We start from the raw sequence: 17,918 nt of genomic DNA, 5'->3' as shown, positions 1-17,918 counted from the left end.
TTGTCCGCCGTCTCACCGTCGAAGACCAGCGTCAGGACTCTTGGAGTCCTGGCGCTGGTCGCCGTCGTGGCCTATGCACTCGATCAGTTCACGAAGTTCCTGATCGTCTCGAACCTCGAAGTCGGTGAGGTCGTCCCCGTCATCGGGAACTTCCTCCAGCTGTACTTCGTCAAGAACTCCGGCGCTGCGTTCTCGCTCGCGAGCGGGTACACCTGGATCTTCTCGATCCTCGCGACCGTCGTGGTCGTCGTCATCGTGTGGTTCGCGCGGCGCATCCGATCGATCGCGTGGGCCGTCGTCTTCGGTCTGCTGCTCGGCGGTGTCCTCGGCAACCTGACCGACCGCCTCTTCCGTGAGCCGTCGTTCGGGCTCGGCCACGTCGTCGACTTCATCTCCACTCCGTGGCTCATCCCGGCGATCTACAACGTCGCGGACATGTGCATCATCGTCAGCATGGTGATCTTCATCCTGCTCACGCTGTTCGGCGTCAACCTGGACGGCACCCGGACGCCCAAGGCCTCGAAGGCTGTGCCGACGGATGCTGTGCCGCCGGATGCTGTGCCGACGGATGCGGGCACAGACGCTGGCACGGAGGGCCGTCCACTCGACACCTCGGCAGCGCCCGACGACTCCACAACGACCCCGAAGGCCGACTAGCTCTCCATGGAATCACGCAGCACGTTCGTCCCGGACGGTCTCGACGGCGAACGCGTCGATCAAGGTCTCGCCAAGCTCCTCGGGTTCTCTCGCACCTTCGCGGCCGAGGTCGCCGTCGCCGGCGGCGTCACGATGGACGGCAAGGCGGTTTCGAAGTCCGACCGGCTCGTCGCGGGCTCCTGGCTCGAGGTCGAATGGGCACCTCGTCGGGAGGCCGTGATCGTTCCGATCGCCGTGCCCGACCTCGGCATCATCCACGATGACGACGACATCGTCGTGATCAACAAGCCCGCAGGCGTCGCGGCCCACCCCTCCGTGGGCTGGACGGGTCCGACCGTGCTCGGCGCACTCGCGGCCGCAGGCTTCCGGATCTCGACCTCAGGCGCCGCTGAACGCGCCGGCATCGTGCACCGCCTCGACGCAGGCACGAGCGGGCTCATGGTGGTCGCCAAGACCGAGACCGCGTACACGGCGCTCAAGCGGGCGTTCCACGACCGTGAGGTCGAGAAGATCTACCGTGCGGTCGTCCAAGGTCACCCGGACCCGCTCGCGGGCACGATCGACGGACCCATCGGGCGGCACCCGCGCTCGGATTGGAAGTTCGCGGTCGTCTCTGACGGCAAGCCGTCGGTGACGCACTACGAGACCATCGAAGCGTTCCCGTACGCGTCGCTCCTCGAGATCCATCTCGAGACCGGGCGCACCCATCAGATCCGCGTGCACATGGCCGCGCAGCGCCACCCGTGCGTCGGCGACACCATGTACGGGGCGGATGCGGCCCTCTCGGCCCGTCTGGGACTCACGCGCCAGTGGCTGCACGCGGCGCAATTGGGCTTCGCACACCCGCACACGGGGGAGTGGGTCTCGTTCGAGGCGCCCTACCCCGAGGATCTGACGCACGCGCTCGGCATCCTCGAGCTCGACTAGCGCACGCGCCCGAACACCGATGGCTCCTCCGGAGCCCAGTTCCCAGCACCCAGCCGGACGCCGCTTCAGGCGTCGATGTCGGTGATCGACGTTAGGCTTGAGTGACCGTCCGATCGATCCTCCGGAGACGCCGTCGTGCCCAGTTCCACCGATTCCTTCGTGCACCTGCACGTCCACAGCGAGTACTCCATGCTGGACGGTGCGGCGCGAGTGAAACCGCTCATCGAGGCGGCCGTCGCGCAGGGCATGCCGGCCGTCGCCGTGACGGACCACGGGAACATGTTCGGTGCGTTCGACTTCTGGCGGACGGCCACTGAGGCCGGCATCAAGCCCATCATCGGCACCGAGGCGTACATCACGCCGGGAACCGCTCGCGGCGATCGCACGAGGATCCGCTGGGGCGACGGCGGTGGCGATGACGTCTCTGGCGCCGGTTCGTACACGCACATGACGCTCCTGTCGGAGACGACCGAGGGCATGCACAACCTGTTCCGCCTGTCGTCGAAGGCATCGATCGAGGGGTACTACTTCAAGCCCCGCATGGACCGTGAGATCCTCAGCCAGTACGGCAAGGGCCTCATCGCGACGACCGGCTGCCCGAGCGGCGAGGTGCAGACGCGCCTGCGCCTCGGCCAGTACGACGAAGCGGTCAAGGCCGCGGCGGAGTTCCGCGACATCTTCGGAGCCGAGAACTACTTCTGCGAGATCATGGACCACGGCCTCGGCATCGAGCGGCGGATCATGTCCGACCTCATCCGCCTGTCCAAGGACCTGGGCCTGCCGCTCGTCGCGACGAACGACCTCCACTACACGCACGCCGAGGACGCCAAGGCGCACGCTGCCCTGCTGTGCGTGCAGTCCGGATCGACGCTCAACGACCCCAACCGCTTCAAATTCGACGCCGACGAGTTCTACCTCAAGACGGCCGACGAGATGCGCCGGCTCTTCCGCGAGTACCCGGAGGCCTGCGACAACACGCTCGCGATCGCCGAGCGCTGTAACGTCGAGTTCAACACCAAGGCCAACTACATGCCCCGCTTCCCGGTTCCGGCCGGAGAGAACGAGGAGAGCTGGTTCATCAAGGAGGTCGAGGTCGGCCTCAACAACCGCTACCCGAACGGCATCCCGTCCTCGGTGCGCGAGCGCGCGGACTACGAGACCCAGGTCATCGTGCAGATGGGCTTCCCCGGCTACTTCCTCGTCGTCGCCGACTTCATCCAGTGGTCCAAGCGCAACGGCATCCGCGTCGGTCCCGGCCGCGGATCGGGCGCCGGTTCGATGGCGGCGTACGCCATGCAGATCACCGACCTCGATCCGCTGCAGCACGGCCTCATCTTCGAGCGGTTCCTGAACCCAGACCGCGTCTCCATGCCCGACTTCGACGTCGACTTCGACGACCGTCGCCGCGGCGAGGTCATCAAGTACGTGACCGAGAAGTACGGCGACGAGCGCGTCGCCCAGATCGTCACCTACGGCACCATCAAGGCCAAGCAGGCGCTCAAGGACTCCTCGCGCGTGCTCGGCTTCCCCTTCGGCATGGGCGACAAGCTCACGAAGGCCATGCCTCCGGCCGTGATGGGCAAGGACATCCCGCTCGACGGCATCGTCGACCCCAAGCACCCCAGGTACCGTGAGGCCGTCGACTTCCGAGGCATCATCGAGACCGACCCAGAGGCTCGCACCGTGTTCGACACGGCGCTCGGCATCGAGAACCTCAAGCGGCAGTGGGGTGTGCACGCCGCGGGTGTGATCATGTCGAGCGACCCGCTCATCGACATCATCCCCATCATGAAGCGCGAGCAGGACGGCCAGATCGTCACGCAGTTCGACTATCCGGCGTGCGAGTCCCTCGGGCTCATCAAGATGGACTTCCTGGGCCTCCGCAACCTCACGATCATCAACGACGCGCTCGACAACATCGAGTCGAACCGGGGTGAGCGACTGGTGCTCGAGGACCTCGCGCTCGACGACCAGGGTGCGTACGACCTCCTGTCCCGTGGCGACACGCTCGGCGTCTTCCAGCTCGACGGCGGGCCGATGCGCGCCCTCCTGCGGCTCATGAAGCCAGACAACTTCGAGGACATCTCGGCCCTCATCGCCCTGTACCGTCCGGGCCCGATGGGTGCGAACTCGCACACCAACTACGCGCTCCGCAAGAACGGCGCACAGGAGATCACGCCGATCCACCCGCAGCTGGAGGAGCCGCTGTCGGAGATCCTGTCGACGAGCTACGGCCTCATCATCTACCAGGAGCAGGTGATGGCCATCGCCCAGAAGGTGGCCGGCTTCTCGCTCGGCCAAGCGGACATCCTCCGTCGCGCGATGGGCAAGAAGAAGAAGTCGGAGCTGGACAAGCAGTTCGAGGGCTTCTCAGGCGGCATGGTCGACAACGGCTTCTCGATGGAGGCCGTGAACAAGCTCTGGGAGATCCTGCTCCCGTTCTCCGACTACGCCTTCAACAAAGCGCACTCGGCGGCGTACGGAGTCATCTCGTACTGGACCGCATACCTCAAAGCGCACTACCCGGCCGAGTACATGGCCGGACTGCTGACGAGCGTCGGTGATTCCAAGGACAAGATGGCGCTCTACCTCAACGAGTGCCGCCGCATGGGCATCCAGGTGCTCCCCCCAGACGTCAACGAGTCGATCGGCTTCTTCGCCGCTGTCGGCGAGGACATCCGTTTCGGCCTCGGCGCCGTCCGCAACGTCGGCTCGAACGTCGTCGAACTCATCCGTCAGGCCCGTGAGAGCGAAGGCCGCTTCACGTCCTTCCACGACTTCCTCCGCAAGGTGCCGCTGCCGGTGGCCAACAAGCGGACCATGGAATCCCTCATCAAGGCCGGCGCGTTCGACTCGATGGGCGATACCCGTCGTGCGCTGTACGAGATCCACGAAGACGCCGTCGACTCGGTCGTCAAGGACAAGCGCGCCGAGGCGTCGGGAAGCGTCGGCTTCGACTTCGACAGCCTCTTCGCCGAAGTGGGCGAGGTGCCGCTCGCGAGCGTTCCGGAACGCCCGGAGTGGACGAAGCGCGACAAGCTGAACTTCGAACGCGAGATGCTCGGCCTCTACGTCTCCGACCACCCGCTCGCGGGGCTCGAGATGGAGATCGCGAAGCACGCGACCACCACCATCACCGATCTCATGACCTCGGATGACAACGATGGGGAGACCGTCGTCATCTCCGGCCTCATCACGAGCGTTCAGCATCGCATCGCCAAGGCGTCCGGCAACCAGTACGGCATGATCCAGGTCGAGGACTTCGGCGGTGAGATGACCGTCATGTTCATGGGCAAGGCGTACCAGGAGTTCGCTCCCGTCCTCATCGGCGACACGATCGTCGTCGTCCGTGGTCGTGTGAGCGTCCGTGACGACGGCATGAACCTCCACGCGTACAGCATCTTCACGCCGGAGTTCCCGGAGACCGGTGCCGACCGGGCACTGCAGCTGCTCATGTCGGACAGCCGCGCGACGACCGAGGTCGTGACATCGCTCGGCGACATGCTCGTCCGTCACGCAGGCACGACCGAGGTCAGGTTGCGGCTTGTCCGCGGCGAGATCGCGAGGGTCTTCGAGCTGCCGCATCGGGTCTCGGTGTCGCCGGGGCTGTTCGGGGAGCTCAAGTCGCTTCTGGGTCCCAACTGCCTGGGATAGCCGGCTGACGGGGCTGCCCGCTGACGGGCTGCCTGTGCCCTGGCAATGCAGGGAGCTCAGGCTTCGGCGCCCGGCAACCGATAGTTTCGCTCGTGGTAGAGCAGTGCATCGTCGTCTTCGCCGGCGCCGCCGTCCTCGATCTGCACGACGACGACGGCACTGTTGTGCACTTCGAAGCGTTCGACGATGCGACAGATCATCCACGTCGTCACCCCGTCGATGATGGGGAGGCCGTGGGGACCGGCGTGCCAGTGATCGCCGACGAAGCGGAGCGCATGGTCTCCGGAGAGTCGTTCGGCGACGGCACGGTTCCGGCTGCCGAGCATGTGGATCGCGACTCGCTCCGCCTCGACGATCGCGGGCCACGAGCTCGCGCTCCGCGCCATGTTGAACGTCGCGAGGGGTGGCACCGCCGAAAGGGAGGCGAGGGAAGTGGCGGTGAAGCCGACGGGCAGTCCGTCCGGGGTGAGCGTGGTCACGATCGCGACGCCTGCTGCATGGCGCCGGAATGCGCGTTTGAACGCGTCGAGATCCGGGGTCACGGGTTCTGGGGTCACGGGTTCCGGGGCCACGGGTTCTGGGGTCGGGGGTTCCGGGGTCAGCTCGGGTCGGCGCTCGGATTCCATCGGATCGGCCCTCCTACGCGTTGGGCGGGGTCTCCGGCCGTGTGCTCCGCATCTCGGCTCGATCCGGCGGAACGATAGGATGGGCGGGCCATGATCACGACCATTGACCTTCGCGGATCCCACCCTACTCGCGGCGAACTGCTCGCCATGCTCCCGAGGCCCGTCGTCGACGTGTCGACCGCGGCCCGGTCAGCAGGCGAGCTCATCGACGACGTCAGAGCTCGCGGCTCCGAAGCGCTGCTCGAGCAGGCCGACCGGTTCGACGGAGGCCGCCCGCATGCGCTCCGTGTTCCGCAGGAGGAGATCGACCTGGCGGTCGAAGCGCTCGACCCCGCGGTCAAGGCCGCGCTCGTCGAGGCGATCGACCGGGTCCGGGCCGCGACGCGTGCTCAGATCCCGGACGAGCGCGTCACCACGCTCGCCGACGGCGCGACCGTCCGTCAGCGATGGGCGCCCGTCAGCAGGGTCGGCCTGTACGTCCCAGGAGGCAAGGCCGTCTACCCGTCGAGCGTCGTGATGAACGCGGTGCCTGCGCAGGAGGCCGGCGTGACGTCGATCGCCCTCGCCTCGCCTCCGCAGCGCGACCACGACTCCGCCGTGCACCCGACCATCCTCGGTGCGGCGGGACTCCTCGGCATCACCGAGGTCTACGCCATGGGCGGGGCCGGGGCGATCGGCGCCTTCGCCTACGGAGTTCCCGATGCCGGACTCGAGCCGGTCGACGTCGTCACGGGACCCGGCAACATCTTCGTCGCGGCCGCCAAGCGGATCGTCAACGGACAGGTGGGCATCGACGCGGAGGCGGGAACCACCGAGATCCTCGTGATCGCCGACTCGACCGCTGATCCGCGCCTCGTCGCAGCGGACCTCGTCAGCCAGGCCGAGCACGATGAGGCCGCAGCCTCCCTCCTCGTCACCGACGCCCCTGAGCTCGCCGTCGAGGTCGAGCGCTGGCTCGCCACGTTCGCGGGGGAGACCCGCCACGGTGCGCGGGTCGTCGAGGCCCTCGCGGGTCGCCAGTCCGCGATCGTCCTCGTCGACGACCTCGACGCAGCGGTCGCGTTCAGCAACGCCTACGGTCCGGAGCACCTCGAGATCCAGACGGCAGACCCTGAGGCACTCCTCGAGCGCATCACGAACGCGGGTGCGATCTTCCTCGGCGACCACTCGCCGGTCAGTCTCGGCGACTATCTCGCGGGTTCGAATCACGTTCTGCCCACCGGGGGCCAGGCCCGCTTCTCGTCGGGCCTCGGAGCGTTCACGTTCCTGCGCCCGCAGCAGATCGTCCGGTACGACGAAGCATCGCTTCGCGCAGTGGCCGACCACATCGTCGCGCTCTCCGGCTCCGAGGACCTCCCTGCGCACGGCGAAGCGGTGACCGCCCGCTTCCCGGTGCAGTAGTCTGGTCACAAGATGTATTGCCCTTTCTGTCGTCACCCAGACTCCCGTGTGATCGACTCGCGAACCAGCGATGACGGTCTCTCCATCCGCCGCCGGAGGCAGTGCCCCGAGTGCGGCCGACGCTTCAGCACGACGGAGACCGCCAGCCTCGGCGTCATCAAGCGCTCTGGCGTCGTCGAGCCGTTCAGTCGTGAGAAGGTCGTCAGCGGCGTCCGGAAGGCGTGCCAGGGTCGCCCGGTGACCGATTCGGATCTCGCGGTCCTCGCGCAACGTGTCGAGGAGGCGATCCGAACCACGGGCGCTTCGCAGATCGACGCGAACGACATCGGTCTCGCCATCCTCACGCCGCTCCGCGAACTCGACGAAGTCGCGTACCTGCGCTTCGCGAGCGTCTACCAGGCGTTCGAATCACTCGAGGACTTCGAGACCGCGATCGCCCTCCTCCGCGTCGAGCACCAGAATGCCCCGGAGGCAGCGTCGGACGAGGTCGGCCAGAACCGGTAATCTTGCAGAGGCATGTATCGCTTCCTGTTTACCCACGTCCTGTCGAAGCTCGATCCTGAGCGCGCCCATCACTTGGCCTTCGACGTCATTCGCGCACTCCCCGTGACGGGCCTCGGTGTCATCGCCAGAGCGGTCACCCGTCCCCGGGCGGACCTCGGCGTCGATGCACTCGGGCTGCATTTCGATTCACCGTTCGGCGTCGCCGCGGGCTTCGACAAGGACGGCAAAGCCGTGCTGGGTCTCGGGCAGCTCGGTTTCGGACACGTCGAGGTCGGAACGATCACGGCGATCCCGCAGCCGGGCAATCCGCGCCCGCGCCTGTTCCGACTCGTTCCCGACCGCGCTGTCATCAACCGCATGGGCTTCAACAACGGGGGAGCGGCTGCAGCCGCCGAACGCTTGCGCCGTACTGCCGCGAAGACGAAGCGTCCCGTCCTCGGCATCAACATCGGCAAGAGCCGGGTCGTCGACGTCGCCGATGCGACCGCAGACTACGTGGCGAGCGCGACGCTCCTCGCACCGCACGCCGATTACCTCGTCGTCAACGTCAGCTCGCCGAACACTCCTGGCCTCCGTGGCCTGCAGGAGCTCGACCAGCTCGCACCGCTCCTGGAAGCGGTCAAGGCCGCGGCGGGCTCGACCCCGCTCCTCGTGAAGATCGCTCCGGACCTGAGCGACGACGAAGTCGATCGCATCGCCGGACTCGTCGTCCGTCTCGGACTCGACGGCATCATCGCGACCAACACGACGATCTCCCGTGAGGGCCTTGTCACCGACCCGTCCGTCGTCGAAGCCGCCGGCGCCGGCGGACTGTCCGGCGCACCCCTCGCAGAGCGCTCACTCGAAGTGCTGCGCCTCATCCGCGCCATCGTGCCCGCAGAGCTGTGCGTGATCTCCGTCGGCGGCGTCGAAACGGCAGCCGACGTCCAGGAGCGCCTCGACGCGGGAGCCACGCTCGTGCAGGGCTACACGGCCTTCCTCTACCTCGGCCCGCTCTGGGCTCGTCAGATCAACCGCGGGCTCGCGAAGCGCGGATTCGCGAAGCGCGGATAGCAGAACCAGGGACCGCGCACGTGAGAACGGCCCCAGTCCTCGGACCGGGGCCGTTCTGCAGTTCTGGTGGGGTGCGCGTTACTTCGGGAACTGGCCGCGCTTGACCTGCGGCTTCGGCAGGCGGAGCGGACGCAGCTGGAGCGCGCGCATGGCGGCGTACCACCGGACGCCGCGCTCGGCCTCGCCGAACTTCGCGGCAAGCGCCTTGCGGACCCGGAAGCCGAGGAACACGCAGTCGAGGATCGCGATGATGAAGAACACCCACAGCGTGAGCATGCCGTAGACCTGGATCTCGGGCACGGGGATGAACGTGAGGAGGATCACGAGGAACATGACCGGGATCATGAACTCGCCGATGTTGAAACGTGCATCCACGAAGTCGCGCACGAACTTGCGCTGCGGTCCGCGTTCACGCGCCGGGAGGTACTTGTCGTCGCCGGCCGCCATACCGGCCTGAGCACGACGACGTGCCTCCGCCTGCTGGGTCTTGGCCTGCCTGGTCGCTTCCTTGCGGTCGGACGGGACGAGGGGACGCTTGTTCTGCGCTTCCCGTTCTGCACGGCTCGGGGTCGGTCGGCCCTTGGCGACGCTCGCGCTGCGCGCGATGCGTTCTGCCGTCTGCTCGGCGGTCTCGATGACCGGCTCGGGTGCTGGGGTGCTCTGCTGTTTCGCCACGATGGAACGTCCTTGATCGAAGATTCACCTTAAGATTACCTGCATGACGACTGGTACCACGACGGAATTCGGACAAGACCCATCGAATGAGCAGGAACGCGACGCGCGCCTGACCGAGGCGGTGGCCGGCTCATTGCCGTCGACCATCGCGGATCTGGGCACGCTCGTGCGCATCCCCTCGGTCTCCTGGGCCGCTTTCGACGACTCGCACGTCGAGCGGAGCGCCCACGCGGTGGCCGATCTGGCACGTGCGACGGGTGTCTTCGACGTCGTCGAGATCAAGCGAGCGCCCATCACGGACTCGACGGAACCCGGCCAGCGGGACCTCCTCGGCCAGCCGGCGGTCCTCGCGAAGCGCGCTGCCCGGAACGGCAAGCCGACGGTGCTGCTCTACGCCCACCACGACGTCCAGCCGCCCGGGAACGACGACGGCTGGGACTCGCCCCCCTTCGAGCCGACGATCCGCGACGGCCGTCTGTACGGCCGTGGCGCGGCCGACGACAAGGCGGGCGTCATGGCGCACATCGCCTCGATCCGCGCGCTGACCTCCGTGCTCGGCAACGACTTCGACCTGGGGCTCGTCCTCTTCATCGAGGGCGAGGAGGAGTTCGGCTCACGATCCTTCGCCAACTTCCTCGAGCAGAACCGCGACACGCTCGCGGCCGACGTCATCGTCGTCGCCGACTCCGACAACTGGGACGAATCGACGCCGGCCCTCACGGTCGGCCTCCGCGGCAACGTGACCTTCCGCCTGACGGTGAAGACGCTCGAGCACGCGTCGCACTCCGGCATGTTCGGGGGAGCGGTGCCCGATGCGATGATGGCGACCGTCACCCTGCTCGCCTCGCTCTGGGACGAGGCCGGTTCGGTCGCCGTCGAGGGCCTCACCTCGCACGAGACCGAGACGCCCGACTACTCCGAAGCCCAGTTGCGCGCAGAGGCGGGCCTACCGGAGGGCGTCCTCCCCGTCGGGCGTGGCACGATCCTCAGCCGGATCTGGTCGCAGCCCTCGATCACCGTCACCGGCATCGACGCTCCGACGGTCGCGAACGCGTCGAACACGCTCACGCCGGAGGTCTCGGTGCGTGTGAGCGCACGCGTCGCTCCCGGACAGGACGCCTCTGACGCCTACCGTGCGCTCGAGGCGCACCTGCTCGCCAACGCGCCCTTCGGCGCGCAGCTCACGATCGACGACGTCGACCAGGGCGACCCCTTCCTTGTCGACACGAGCGGCTGGGCGGTCGCCGAGGTCAAGCGGGCCATGGCCGACGCCTGGGAGGTCGAGCCCGTCGAGATGGGCATCGGCGGATCGATCCCGTTCGTCGCCGATCTGGTCCGCACCTTCCCGGAAGCGCAGATCCTCGTGACGGGTGTCGAGGATCCGCACACACGTGCACACAGCCCCAACGAGTCGCTGCACCTCGGCGTCTTCCACAAGGCGATCCTCACCGAAGCGCTCTTCCTCGGCAGGCTCTCCTCGTTCGAGGTTCCGAAGGCCTGAGCGCGGGCGTTTCCGTCATCCGGTCGACAGGCGTCCTCCGGGCGCCCCGGAACAACTGACCCGCAACGGGAATGTACCCGGCCGCTTCGCGGTTTCGGGAGGTAGAATTCCAACCATGGCGCCGCACGGTGCCACGTCAACTCGAGGAGATCCATGAGCGACACCATCATGACCGAGTCGTCCACGGCCGCCGCGCACGGCGTCGGCCTGTCCGATGCAGCCGCCCTCAAGGTCAAGAGCCTGCTCGGCCAGGAGGGTCGCGACGACCTCCGCCTCCGCGTCGCAGTCCAGCCGGGCGGTTGCTCCGGCCTCATCTATCAGCTGTACTTCGACGAGCGCATGCTCGACGGAGACGCGACGGTCGACTTCGACGGCGTCGAAGTCATCGTCGACAAGATGAGCGTCCCGTACCTGGACGGCGCACAGATCGACTTCGAGGACTCGATCCAGAAGCAGGGCTTCACGATCGACAACCCGAACGCCGGCGGCAGCTGCGCGTGTGGAGACAGCTTCCACTAGCCGACTCCGCTCCGTCTGATCGTTCAGACGGTGAGCCGACTCGCTCCAGCGAGGGGGAATCGCCCGACATCGGGCGGTTCCCCCTCGCTTTTTTCGTGCACGACAGCGGCGGTTTTCGTGCAGCAGCGGCCGCCACGGCCCGGAATGGTCCGGCGGGCGGCGACCATGACCACTAGACTTGTCGACGAACCACAGCTGTGTATTCGAAAGGTCTCGTAGGTGCGCTCGAATCGTCGTCTCCGCTTGGCAGCCATTCCGTTGGCCGCCACACTCGCCATAGTCCTGGCGGGTTGCACGCAGGCAGAACTGCACGGCTATCTGCCGGGCTTCATTGAGGGTGAATCACCCGTCACGAACCACACCGACCGCATCGCCGGTCTGTGGGTCACGGCGTGGCTCGTCCTCCTTGCAGTCGGTGTGATCACGTGGGGGCTCATCATCTGGGCCGTCATCGTGTACCGCCGCCGGAAGGGCCAGACCGGCCTCCCCGTGCAGCTCCGCTACAACATGCCGATCGAGATCTTCTACACGGTCGTGCCCCTCATCCTCGTGCTGGGCTTCTTCGCCTTCACGGCACGCGATCAGGCGGCCATCGAGACGCAGTACAAGGACCCCGACGTCGCGATCTCCGTGTTCGCGAAGCAGTGGGCTTGGGACTTCGTCTACGACAAGTCCGTCGAGGGCGAAGACGTCTGGTCCGCCGGCGTCCAGGCTCAGGAAGGACCTGGCGGCGTCATCGACCAGGACCAGCTCCCCACCCTGTACCTCCCCGTCGGCAAGACGGTGAAGATCGCGCTCCAGTCGCGCGACGTCATCCACTCCTTCTGGGTCATCGACTTCTTGTACAAGAAGGACATGTTCCCCGGAAAGATCAACTACATGTCCTTCACGCCTGAGCGTGAAGGAACGTATGCCGGCAAGTGCGCCGAGCTGTGCGGCGAGTACCACTCGCTCATGCTCTTCAACGTGAAGGTCGTCTCGCAGGCCGAGTACGACGCACACCTGAAGAAGCTCGCAGACTCGGGGAACATCGGCAACTACGGCACCGATTACGACCGAAACACCAACCTCCCGGGCACCAAGGCCCCGGCAGGTCTTGAAGAGCACGGAGCAGGGGAATGACCACCACCACGCTTCCCGCCGGCCAGGCAAGCGTCATCGGGCGCAGCACGGTCGAGCGCAAGGGCAATGTCCTGGTCAAGTGGATCACCTCCACGGACCACAAGACCATCGGGTACATGTACCTGATCGCGTCGTTCGTCTTCTTCTGCCTCGGCGGAGTGATGGCGCTCATCATCCGCGCACAGCTCTTCGAGCCCGGCGGAACGATCATCGAGACCAAAGAGCAGTACAACCAGCTCTTCACGATGCACGGCACGATCATGCTCCTCATGTTCGCGACGCCGCTCTTCGCAGGCTTCGCCAACGCCCTCATGCCGCTGCAGATCGGCGCCCCCGACGTCGCCTTCCCGCGACTGAACGCATTCGCCTTCTGGCTCTACGTCTTCGGCAGCCTCATCGCCGTCGGTGGCTTCCTCACCCCGCAGGGTGCTGCAGCGTTCGGTTGGTTCGCCTACTCGCCCTTGTCGAGTACGACCTTCTCGCCAGGGCTCGGTGGCAACCTCTGGGTCCTCGGCCTCGCACTGAGCGGTTTCGGCACGATCCTCGGTGGTGTCAACTTCATCACCACGATCATCACGATGCGCGCCCCCGGCATGACCATGTTCCGCATGCCGATCTTCACGTGGAACACCCTCGTGACCTCGCTCCTCGTGCTCATGGCCTTCCCGGTCCTCGCAGCGGCGCTCTTCGCACTCGGTGCGGACCGCGTCTTCGGCGCCCACATCTACGACGCTGAAAACGGCGGCGTGATCCTGTGGCAGCACCTCTTCTGGTTCTTCGGCCACCCAGAGGTCTACATCATCGCCCTGCCGTTCTTCGGCATCGTGTCCGAGATCTTCCCGGTCTTCAGCCGCAAACCGATCTTCGGGTACAAGACCCTCATCTACGCGACGATCGCGATCGCTGCGCTCTCCGTCACGGTGTGGGCCCACCACATGTACGTCACCGGATCCGTCCTGCTGCCGTTCTTCGCGCTCATGACGATGCTCATCGCAGTGCCGACGGGTGTGAAGATCTTCAACTGGCTCGGCACCATGTGGCGTGGTTCAGTCACGTTCGAGACCCCCATGCTCTGGTCGATCGGCTTCCTGATCACCTTCGTCTTCGGTGGTCTGACCGGTGTCATCCTCGCTTCGCCCCCGCTCGACTTCCACGTGTCCGACTCGTACTTCGTCGTCGCGCACTTCCACTACGTCGTCTTCGGCACCGTCGTGTTCGCGATGTTCGCCGGCTTCTACTTCTGGTGGCCGAAGTGGACGGGCAAGATGCTCAACGAGAAGCTCGGCTACTGGCACTTCTGGTTGCTCTTCATCGGCTTCCACACCACGTTCCTCATTCAGCACTGGCTGGGCGTCATCGGCTTCCCGCGACGCTACGCGACGTACTCGCCTGAAGACGGCTTCACGTGGATGAACCAGCTGTCCACGGTCGGATCGTTCATCCTCGCCGTCTCGCTCCTGCCGTTCTTCCTCAACGTCTACATCACGGCCCGGAAGGCGCCGCGTGTGACCGAGGACGACCCGTGGGGCTACGGCGGATCGCTCGAGTGGGCGACCAGCTCGCCCCCGCCGCGTCACAACTTCGTGACCATCCCGCGCATCCGTTCGGAGCGCCCGGCGTTCGACCTGCACCACCCCGAGGTCGGCGTTCCGGTGGGAGTCGGCCCCGCGAAAGACGCTCCCGACGCCCCAACCCTCGATCTCGCAGAAGGACAGGTGAAGTAGCGCATGCGCGCGAATATCATCCTCTTCGCTCTCCTGACCGTCTTCTGCGCCTTCCTCGCCGCGCTGTACACGTTCTGGTCGCTCATCGACCCGAACCACGGCAAGGTGGAGTGGGTCGGAACGGTCACGCTGGCCCTCTCGGCCATCCTGAGCGCGTTCCTCGGCTTCTACCTCAACCGGGTGCACAAGAGCCAGGGCGGCGAACTGCCCGAGGACACCGTCACGGCGAACATCGATGACGGCGACCCGGAGATCGGGCACTTCAGCCCGTGGAGCTGGTGGCCCATCATCATGGCTGCATCCGCAGGTCTCCTCATCCTCGGCCTCGCCGTCGGGTTCTGGATCGCGTTCATCGCCGTCCCGCTCGTCGTGATCGCCGTCGTGGGTTGGACCTACGAGTACTACCGCGGATACCACGCACGGTAATGACGGACTCGTTCAGCATCCGCCGGGGTCGTCCCGAGGACTCCTCAGCCGTCTTCGCACTGGCTGGTCAGCTCATCACCGGCTCGATCCCACCGGCGGCAGACGACTTCGTCACCGCGTACAACAACGTCATGCGTCCTCGTGAAGACGAGACGAACGTGTTGTACGTCGCCGTCGATGCGTCGGAAGCGGTCGTGGGCTACACCCTCATGTCCGTGTCCCGTCTGCTCCACGCTGCGGGCCTCACGGCCCACCTGCAGGAGCTCGTCGTCGACGAGGGCGCCCGCGGCCGCGGCATCGGATCCGCCCTCGTGGAGGCCAACGAGCAGTACGCCGTCGAACGCGGTGCACGTCAGCTGACGATGTCGACTGCTCGTGCCGGTGATTTCTACCGTCGCCTCGGCTACGCGGTCACCGCGGAGTTCTACAAGAAGATCCTGCCGCTCGGATAGAGCTGCTGTGCGGTCGCCGAGCGACCGTCATGTCGAAGGCCCCATCCGGTATCCGGACGGGGCCTTCGCTCGTTGTGGCCTCCTAGACGGGGCGTGAGTAGTCTTCGAGCCGGATGTTCGTGGCCGGTCGGTCGACGAGCCGCATGAGGGGCGAAGCGAGTGTCAGTGCCGAGAACATGAGGTTGCGGACCCGGATGCCGAAGCGTGTGGCTGGCGCGAGCAGGCGACCCGCGTTGACCTTCTGAGACACGGAGGCGTACCGCCGGAAGACGTCCTCGTACCGACGGAACGCGACCGTGTGGTCGCCTCCCGCGCGGTGCAGCTCTCCGGCGAGGACGTACGCCCCGACGATCGCGAGCCCGGTGCCGAAACCGCCGAGTGCGTTGCCGTACGCGGAGTCGCCCACGAGCGCCACTCGGCCGCTCGTGTAGCGGTCCATCGTGACTCGGCTGATCGAGTCCATGTGGAACTCCCGGACGGCGGGGATCTGCTGCATGAGTTCGTCGAGCCGCCAGCCACCGTTCGCGTAGGCGGCGGTCACCTGTCGTTTCTGGGCGTCGACATCGTCCCGTGCGTCGGAGTCCGGTTGAGAGGCGAACACGAAGAACGCCGGAGCCTTCGATCCTCCGAGCGCGGCCATGCGCCCCGGCTCGTTGTACATGACGTCGTCGTCACCGGCATCGAGCCCCGCGAGCGCATAGGAGTGGCCGAGGTGCCTGACGTAGTCCGCTTCCGGTCCGAAGGCGAGCGAGCGGACGTTCGAGTGGATGCCGTCCGCCCCGATGACGAGGTCGAAGGTCGCCGGTTCCGCGTGAGCGAAGGTGACGTCGACACCGTCTCCCGTGTCGGTGAGCGACACGATGGAGTCGTCGAAGCGGTACTCGCAGTCTGCGAGGGTCCGCTCGGTCAGCATCCGGGCGAGATCGCCGCGGGGGATGTTGATCTCGCCGCCGGAGAACGCACCGGGGACGGTGCCGATCTTCCGCCCGTGCGAATCCACGATGAGGCCATCGCCCTCCACGACGCTCGCCTGCTCGACTGCCTCGAGGATGCCCATCCGTTGGAGGACTGTCCGGTGGATGGGTCCCTTGAAGTCGACGGCCTGACCGCCGGGGCGGACCGTGCGGGCCTTCTCCACGACGGTGACCTCGAAGCCGTAGCGATGCAGCCAGAAGGCCAGAGCGGGTCCCGCGATGCTGGCACCGGAGATGAGGACGCGGGCGGGGTGAGTGCTCGTGTTGTTCATGTTGTCGCCGTCTGTGCCGCATCTGTTGGCGCCGTCACTGTCTGCGCTGCTGCTGCTGCTGCTGTGGCTGTGACGAGCGAGGTGAAGGCGCGATCCAGTTCGTCGAACGCGATGTCGGCATCGCGGGACATGGCCGCTGCTGCGCCATCCGTCGGGCCGTTCGCGAGCATGCTCTCGCCGATCAGATCCGTGATGGTCTGGATGACGGAGATCAGCGCAGCGGCGTGTGCCTTGACGCTCAGAGGGTGCAGCTCGGGGATGCTCGTGAGGATCGCCTCGGTGATGGCGAGCACCTGGAGCTCGCGCGTCTCGAGCGCGAATCGCCGGAGCGTCGGACTCTCGAGGCACTGCGCCGGGAACTCGCCGCGCGCGATCGTCGGATCCGCCTGCCGGTAGCGAGCGATGTCGTCGGCGACGAGCTGCCGCAGCGCTGTGGCGGGGGAGGAGCCGGCGGCCCGCTCGTGCACGACCCTGCCGTAGAGTTCTCTGATCTCATCGGCGCGGTCGAGGACGAGGTCCTGCTTCGCGGTGAAGTAGTTGTAGACGGTCTGATCGGAGACGTCGGCCGCGCGCGCCACGTCCACGACGGACACAGCGTCGTAGCCGTGCTCGGCGAACAGACGTGCCGCGACGTCGGCGAGCCGATGCCGTGTCTGTGCTTTCTTGCGGTCCCGCAGACCTGTTTCACGTGCCATGGTGGGAGCGTAACACGATACTTTGGGAGACCCAAAGAATTGTGGCAATCCAGGTTTGTTGCATTCGTCACGTACGGACGTGGACTGCCGGTCACTGGGTCCGAAGCGTCTCCAGCACGGCCGTGAGCTGGCGAGGGTGGACGAAGCGCGCAACGATGAGGCCCGGCGCTCGTTCAATCGCCGCGGTCACACGTGACGGTGCCGCCGCTTGGGTGCGCCATCCCCATCGGATGATGTGGTCGCGATCACTGAAGATCGTGTGCAGAGGCGGCTCCTGATTGCCGTTCCAGAGCTCCTGGTGAAGGATGCGGCGACGGAGTGTTCTCGAAATCAGCCGACGCATGACCAACGGCTTCCGAAATTCGAGCGAGAGCATTAGATCCGCACGATCAACGAGGAGCTCACGGACGTCCGTGTACTGCCACTCCGTGATCCAGGAGGCGCGGCTCGTGAAGTGGTCGACGTCATCTACGAACGTCTTTCTGGGGATCCAGCCTGCTCCGTGGAACAGCGAGTCGAGTTCGACGTACGGGCGGTCGAGGTGCGCTGCCAGGGCCGCTGCGAGGGCGCTCTTCCCGGAACCGGACGAGCCCGCGACGAGGATCCGCTGGGAGGTTCGGATGAGCTCGACCATCGCCGACGTCTCGGTTGCGTTCCGTTCCGGCATCGAGCCAGTCTACGAGTCGCCCGGGGGAGTGCAAGCACCTCTGGGAACGGGACAGGCCCTCCGGAACCG

The 17,918-nt window shown here is 66.4% G+C and carries 17 protein-coding genes; 12 read left to right on the top strand and 5 right to left on the bottom strand.

Annotated features, from left to right (window positions below; all coding sequences use genetic code 11):
- The 3 genes from lspA (at nucleotide 1) to dnaE (ending at nucleotide 5,238) form a co-directional block, all read left to right on the top strand.
- Complete coding sequence (gene lspA, locus ACQ3HB_RS08000; RefSeq protein ID WP_430919342.1) at nucleotides 1–657, top strand: signal peptidase II; 657 nt, start codon at nucleotides 1–3, stop codon at nucleotides 655–657.
- A 6-nt stretch (nucleotides 658–663) separates the two neighbouring features.
- Nucleotides 664–1,584 (top strand): RluA family pseudouridine synthase, encoded by a 921-nt coding sequence (locus tag ACQ3HB_RS07995; protein WP_430919340.1) that lies wholly within the window; start codon nucleotides 664–666, stop codon nucleotides 1,582–1,584.
- Between the two features lie 189 nt (nucleotides 1,585–1,773).
- On the top strand, nucleotides 1,774–5,238 hold the full coding sequence (dnaE, locus tag ACQ3HB_RS07990; RefSeq protein WP_430919426.1) for a DNA polymerase III subunit alpha: 3,465 nt from the start codon (nucleotides 1,774–1,776) through the stop codon (nucleotides 5,236–5,238).
- A gap of 56 nt (nucleotides 5,239–5,294) precedes the next feature.
- Here the strand turns inward: dnaE and ACQ3HB_RS07985 are convergent, their stop codons facing one another.
- On the bottom strand, nucleotides 5,295–5,864 hold the full coding sequence (locus tag ACQ3HB_RS07985) for a flavin reductase family protein (RefSeq protein WP_430919338.1): 570 nt from the start codon (nucleotides 5,862–5,864) through the stop codon (nucleotides 5,295–5,297).
- Between the two features lie 90 nt (nucleotides 5,865–5,954).
- Between ACQ3HB_RS07985 and hisD the strand changes: the two genes are divergently transcribed.
- The 3 genes from hisD to ACQ3HB_RS07970 are packed head-to-tail and all read left to right on the top strand — an operon-like array spanning nucleotide 5,955 to nucleotide 8,822.
- Entirely contained in the window at nucleotides 5,955–7,265 is a 1,311-nt protein-coding gene (gene hisD, locus ACQ3HB_RS07980; RefSeq protein WP_430919336.1) for a histidinol dehydrogenase, read from the top strand.
- A gap of 12 nt (nucleotides 7,266–7,277) precedes the next feature.
- Nucleotides 7,278–7,769 (top strand): transcriptional regulator NrdR, encoded by a 492-nt coding sequence (gene nrdR / locus ACQ3HB_RS07975; protein WP_430919334.1) that lies wholly within the window; start codon nucleotides 7,278–7,280, stop codon nucleotides 7,767–7,769.
- A 12-nt stretch (nucleotides 7,770–7,781) separates the two neighbouring features.
- Nucleotides 7,782–8,822, top strand: coding sequence for a quinone-dependent dihydroorotate dehydrogenase (locus ACQ3HB_RS07970; protein WP_430919332.1), 1,041 nt, complete (start codon nucleotides 7,782–7,784; stop codon nucleotides 8,820–8,822).
- 78 nt (nucleotides 8,823–8,900) lie between these two features.
- On the opposite strand, the gene ACQ3HB_RS07965 is transcribed toward ACQ3HB_RS07970, so the two are convergent.
- Nucleotides 8,901–9,497: a DUF3043 domain-containing protein gene (locus tag ACQ3HB_RS07965; RefSeq protein ID WP_430919330.1), complete on the bottom strand. Its 597-nt coding sequence runs from the start codon at nucleotides 9,495–9,497 to the stop codon at nucleotides 8,901–8,903.
- A 43-nt stretch (nucleotides 9,498–9,540) separates the two neighbouring features.
- Between ACQ3HB_RS07965 and ACQ3HB_RS07960 the strand changes: the two genes are divergently transcribed.
- The 6 genes from ACQ3HB_RS07960 (at nucleotide 9,541) to ACQ3HB_RS07935 (ending at nucleotide 15,241) form a co-directional block, all read left to right on the top strand.
- Nucleotides 9,541–10,998, top strand: coding sequence for a dipeptidase (locus tag ACQ3HB_RS07960; RefSeq protein WP_430919328.1), 1,458 nt, complete (start codon nucleotides 9,541–9,543; stop codon nucleotides 10,996–10,998).
- Nucleotides 10,999–11,151: 153 nt separating this feature from the next.
- On the top strand, nucleotides 11,152–11,517 hold the full coding sequence (locus tag ACQ3HB_RS07955; protein ID WP_430919326.1) for a HesB/IscA family protein: 366 nt from the start codon (nucleotides 11,152–11,154) through the stop codon (nucleotides 11,515–11,517).
- Nucleotides 11,518–11,736: 219 nt separating this feature from the next.
- Nucleotides 11,737–12,639: an aa3-type cytochrome oxidase subunit II gene (ctaC, locus tag ACQ3HB_RS07950; protein ID WP_430919325.1), complete on the top strand. Its 903-nt coding sequence runs from the start codon at nucleotides 11,737–11,739 to the stop codon at nucleotides 12,637–12,639.
- Nucleotides 12,636–14,363, top strand: a complete 1,728-nt coding sequence (gene ctaD / locus ACQ3HB_RS07945; protein ID WP_430919323.1) for an aa3-type cytochrome oxidase subunit I — start codon at nucleotides 12,636–12,638, stop codon at nucleotides 14,361–14,363. The genes ctaC and ctaD overlap by 4 nt, the downstream gene beginning before the upstream one ends.
- Before the next feature lie 3 nt (nucleotides 14,364–14,366).
- The gene (locus ACQ3HB_RS07940; protein WP_430919321.1) at nucleotides 14,367–14,789 is read left to right on the top strand and encodes a cytochrome c oxidase subunit 4; all 423 of its coding nucleotides are present in this window, start codon (nucleotides 14,367–14,369) and stop codon (nucleotides 14,787–14,789) included.
- Entirely contained in the window at nucleotides 14,789–15,241 is a 453-nt protein-coding gene (locus ACQ3HB_RS07935; protein WP_430919320.1) for a GNAT family N-acetyltransferase, read from the top strand. The genes ACQ3HB_RS07940 and ACQ3HB_RS07935 overlap by 1 nt, the downstream gene beginning before the upstream one ends.
- 82 nt (nucleotides 15,242–15,323) lie before the next feature.
- On the opposite strand, the gene ACQ3HB_RS07930 is transcribed toward ACQ3HB_RS07935, so the two are convergent.
- The 3 genes from ACQ3HB_RS07930 to ACQ3HB_RS07920 all read right to left on the bottom strand — a co-directional run bounded on the left by ACQ3HB_RS07930 (nucleotide 15,324) and on the right by ACQ3HB_RS07920 (nucleotide 17,849).
- The gene (locus ACQ3HB_RS07930) at nucleotides 15,324–16,487 is read right to left on the bottom strand and encodes an FAD-dependent monooxygenase (RefSeq protein WP_430919318.1); all 1,164 of its coding nucleotides are present in this window, start codon (nucleotides 16,485–16,487) and stop codon (nucleotides 15,324–15,326) included.
- On the bottom strand, nucleotides 16,484–17,182 hold the full coding sequence (locus tag ACQ3HB_RS07925; protein ID WP_430919316.1) for a TetR/AcrR family transcriptional regulator: 699 nt from the start codon (nucleotides 17,180–17,182) through the stop codon (nucleotides 16,484–16,486). The genes ACQ3HB_RS07930 and ACQ3HB_RS07925 overlap by 4 nt, the downstream gene beginning before the upstream one ends.
- Nucleotides 17,183–17,273: 91 nt before the next feature.
- Complete coding sequence (locus ACQ3HB_RS07920) at nucleotides 17,274–17,849, bottom strand: P-loop NTPase family protein (RefSeq protein ID WP_430919315.1); 576 nt, start codon at nucleotides 17,847–17,849, stop codon at nucleotides 17,274–17,276.
- Nucleotides 17,850–17,918 lie beyond the last annotated feature (69 nt).

This window comes from Plantibacter lichenum, from assembly GCF_050587525.1.
Lineage (GTDB): Bacteria > Actinomycetota > Actinomycetes > Actinomycetales > Microbacteriaceae > Plantibacter.
Note: the sequence above shows the minus strand (reverse complement) of the source record. Positions and strands in the feature narration are given on the sequence as shown.

Excerpts from the sequence above, each read along its gene's own strand:
- ACQ3HB_RS07995 (WP_430919340.1), top strand. The coding sequence starts at position 664 with ATGGAATCACGCAGCACGTTCGTCCCGGACGGTCTCGACGGCGAACGC.
- dnaE (WP_430919426.1), top strand. The coding sequence starts at position 1,774 with ATGCTGGACGGTGCGGCGCGAGTGAAACCGCTCATCGAGGCGGCCGTC.
- ACQ3HB_RS07985 (WP_430919338.1), bottom strand. The coding sequence starts at position 5,864 with ATGGAATCCGAGCGCCGACCCGAGCTGACCCCGGAACCCCCGACCCCA.
- hisD (WP_430919336.1), top strand. The coding sequence starts at position 5,955 with ATGATCACGACCATTGACCTTCGCGGATCCCACCCTACTCGCGGCGAA.
- nrdR (WP_430919334.1), top strand. The coding sequence starts at position 7,278 with ATGTATTGCCCTTTCTGTCGTCACCCAGACTCCCGTGTGATCGACTCG.
- ACQ3HB_RS07970 (WP_430919332.1), top strand. The coding sequence starts at position 7,782 with ATGTATCGCTTCCTGTTTACCCACGTCCTGTCGAAGCTCGATCCTGAG.
- ACQ3HB_RS07960 (WP_430919328.1), top strand. The coding sequence starts at position 9,541 with ATGACGACTGGTACCACGACGGAATTCGGACAAGACCCATCGAATGAG.
- ACQ3HB_RS07955 (WP_430919326.1), top strand. The coding sequence starts at position 11,152 with ATGAGCGACACCATCATGACCGAGTCGTCCACGGCCGCCGCGCACGGC.
- ctaD (WP_430919323.1), top strand. The coding sequence starts at position 12,636 with ATGACCACCACCACGCTTCCCGCCGGCCAGGCAAGCGTCATCGGGCGC.
- ACQ3HB_RS07940 (WP_430919321.1), top strand. The coding sequence starts at position 14,367 with ATGCGCGCGAATATCATCCTCTTCGCTCTCCTGACCGTCTTCTGCGCC.
- ACQ3HB_RS07935 (WP_430919320.1), top strand. The coding sequence starts at position 14,789 with ATGACGGACTCGTTCAGCATCCGCCGGGGTCGTCCCGAGGACTCCTCA.
- ACQ3HB_RS07930 (WP_430919318.1), bottom strand. The coding sequence starts at position 16,487 with ATGAACAACACGAGCACTCACCCCGCCCGCGTCCTCATCTCCGGTGCC.
- ACQ3HB_RS07925 (WP_430919316.1), bottom strand. The coding sequence starts at position 17,182 with ATGGCACGTGAAACAGGTCTGCGGGACCGCAAGAAAGCACAGACACGG.
- ACQ3HB_RS07920 (WP_430919315.1), bottom strand. The coding sequence starts at position 17,849 with ATGCCGGAACGGAACGCAACCGAGACGTCGGCGATGGTCGAGCTCATC.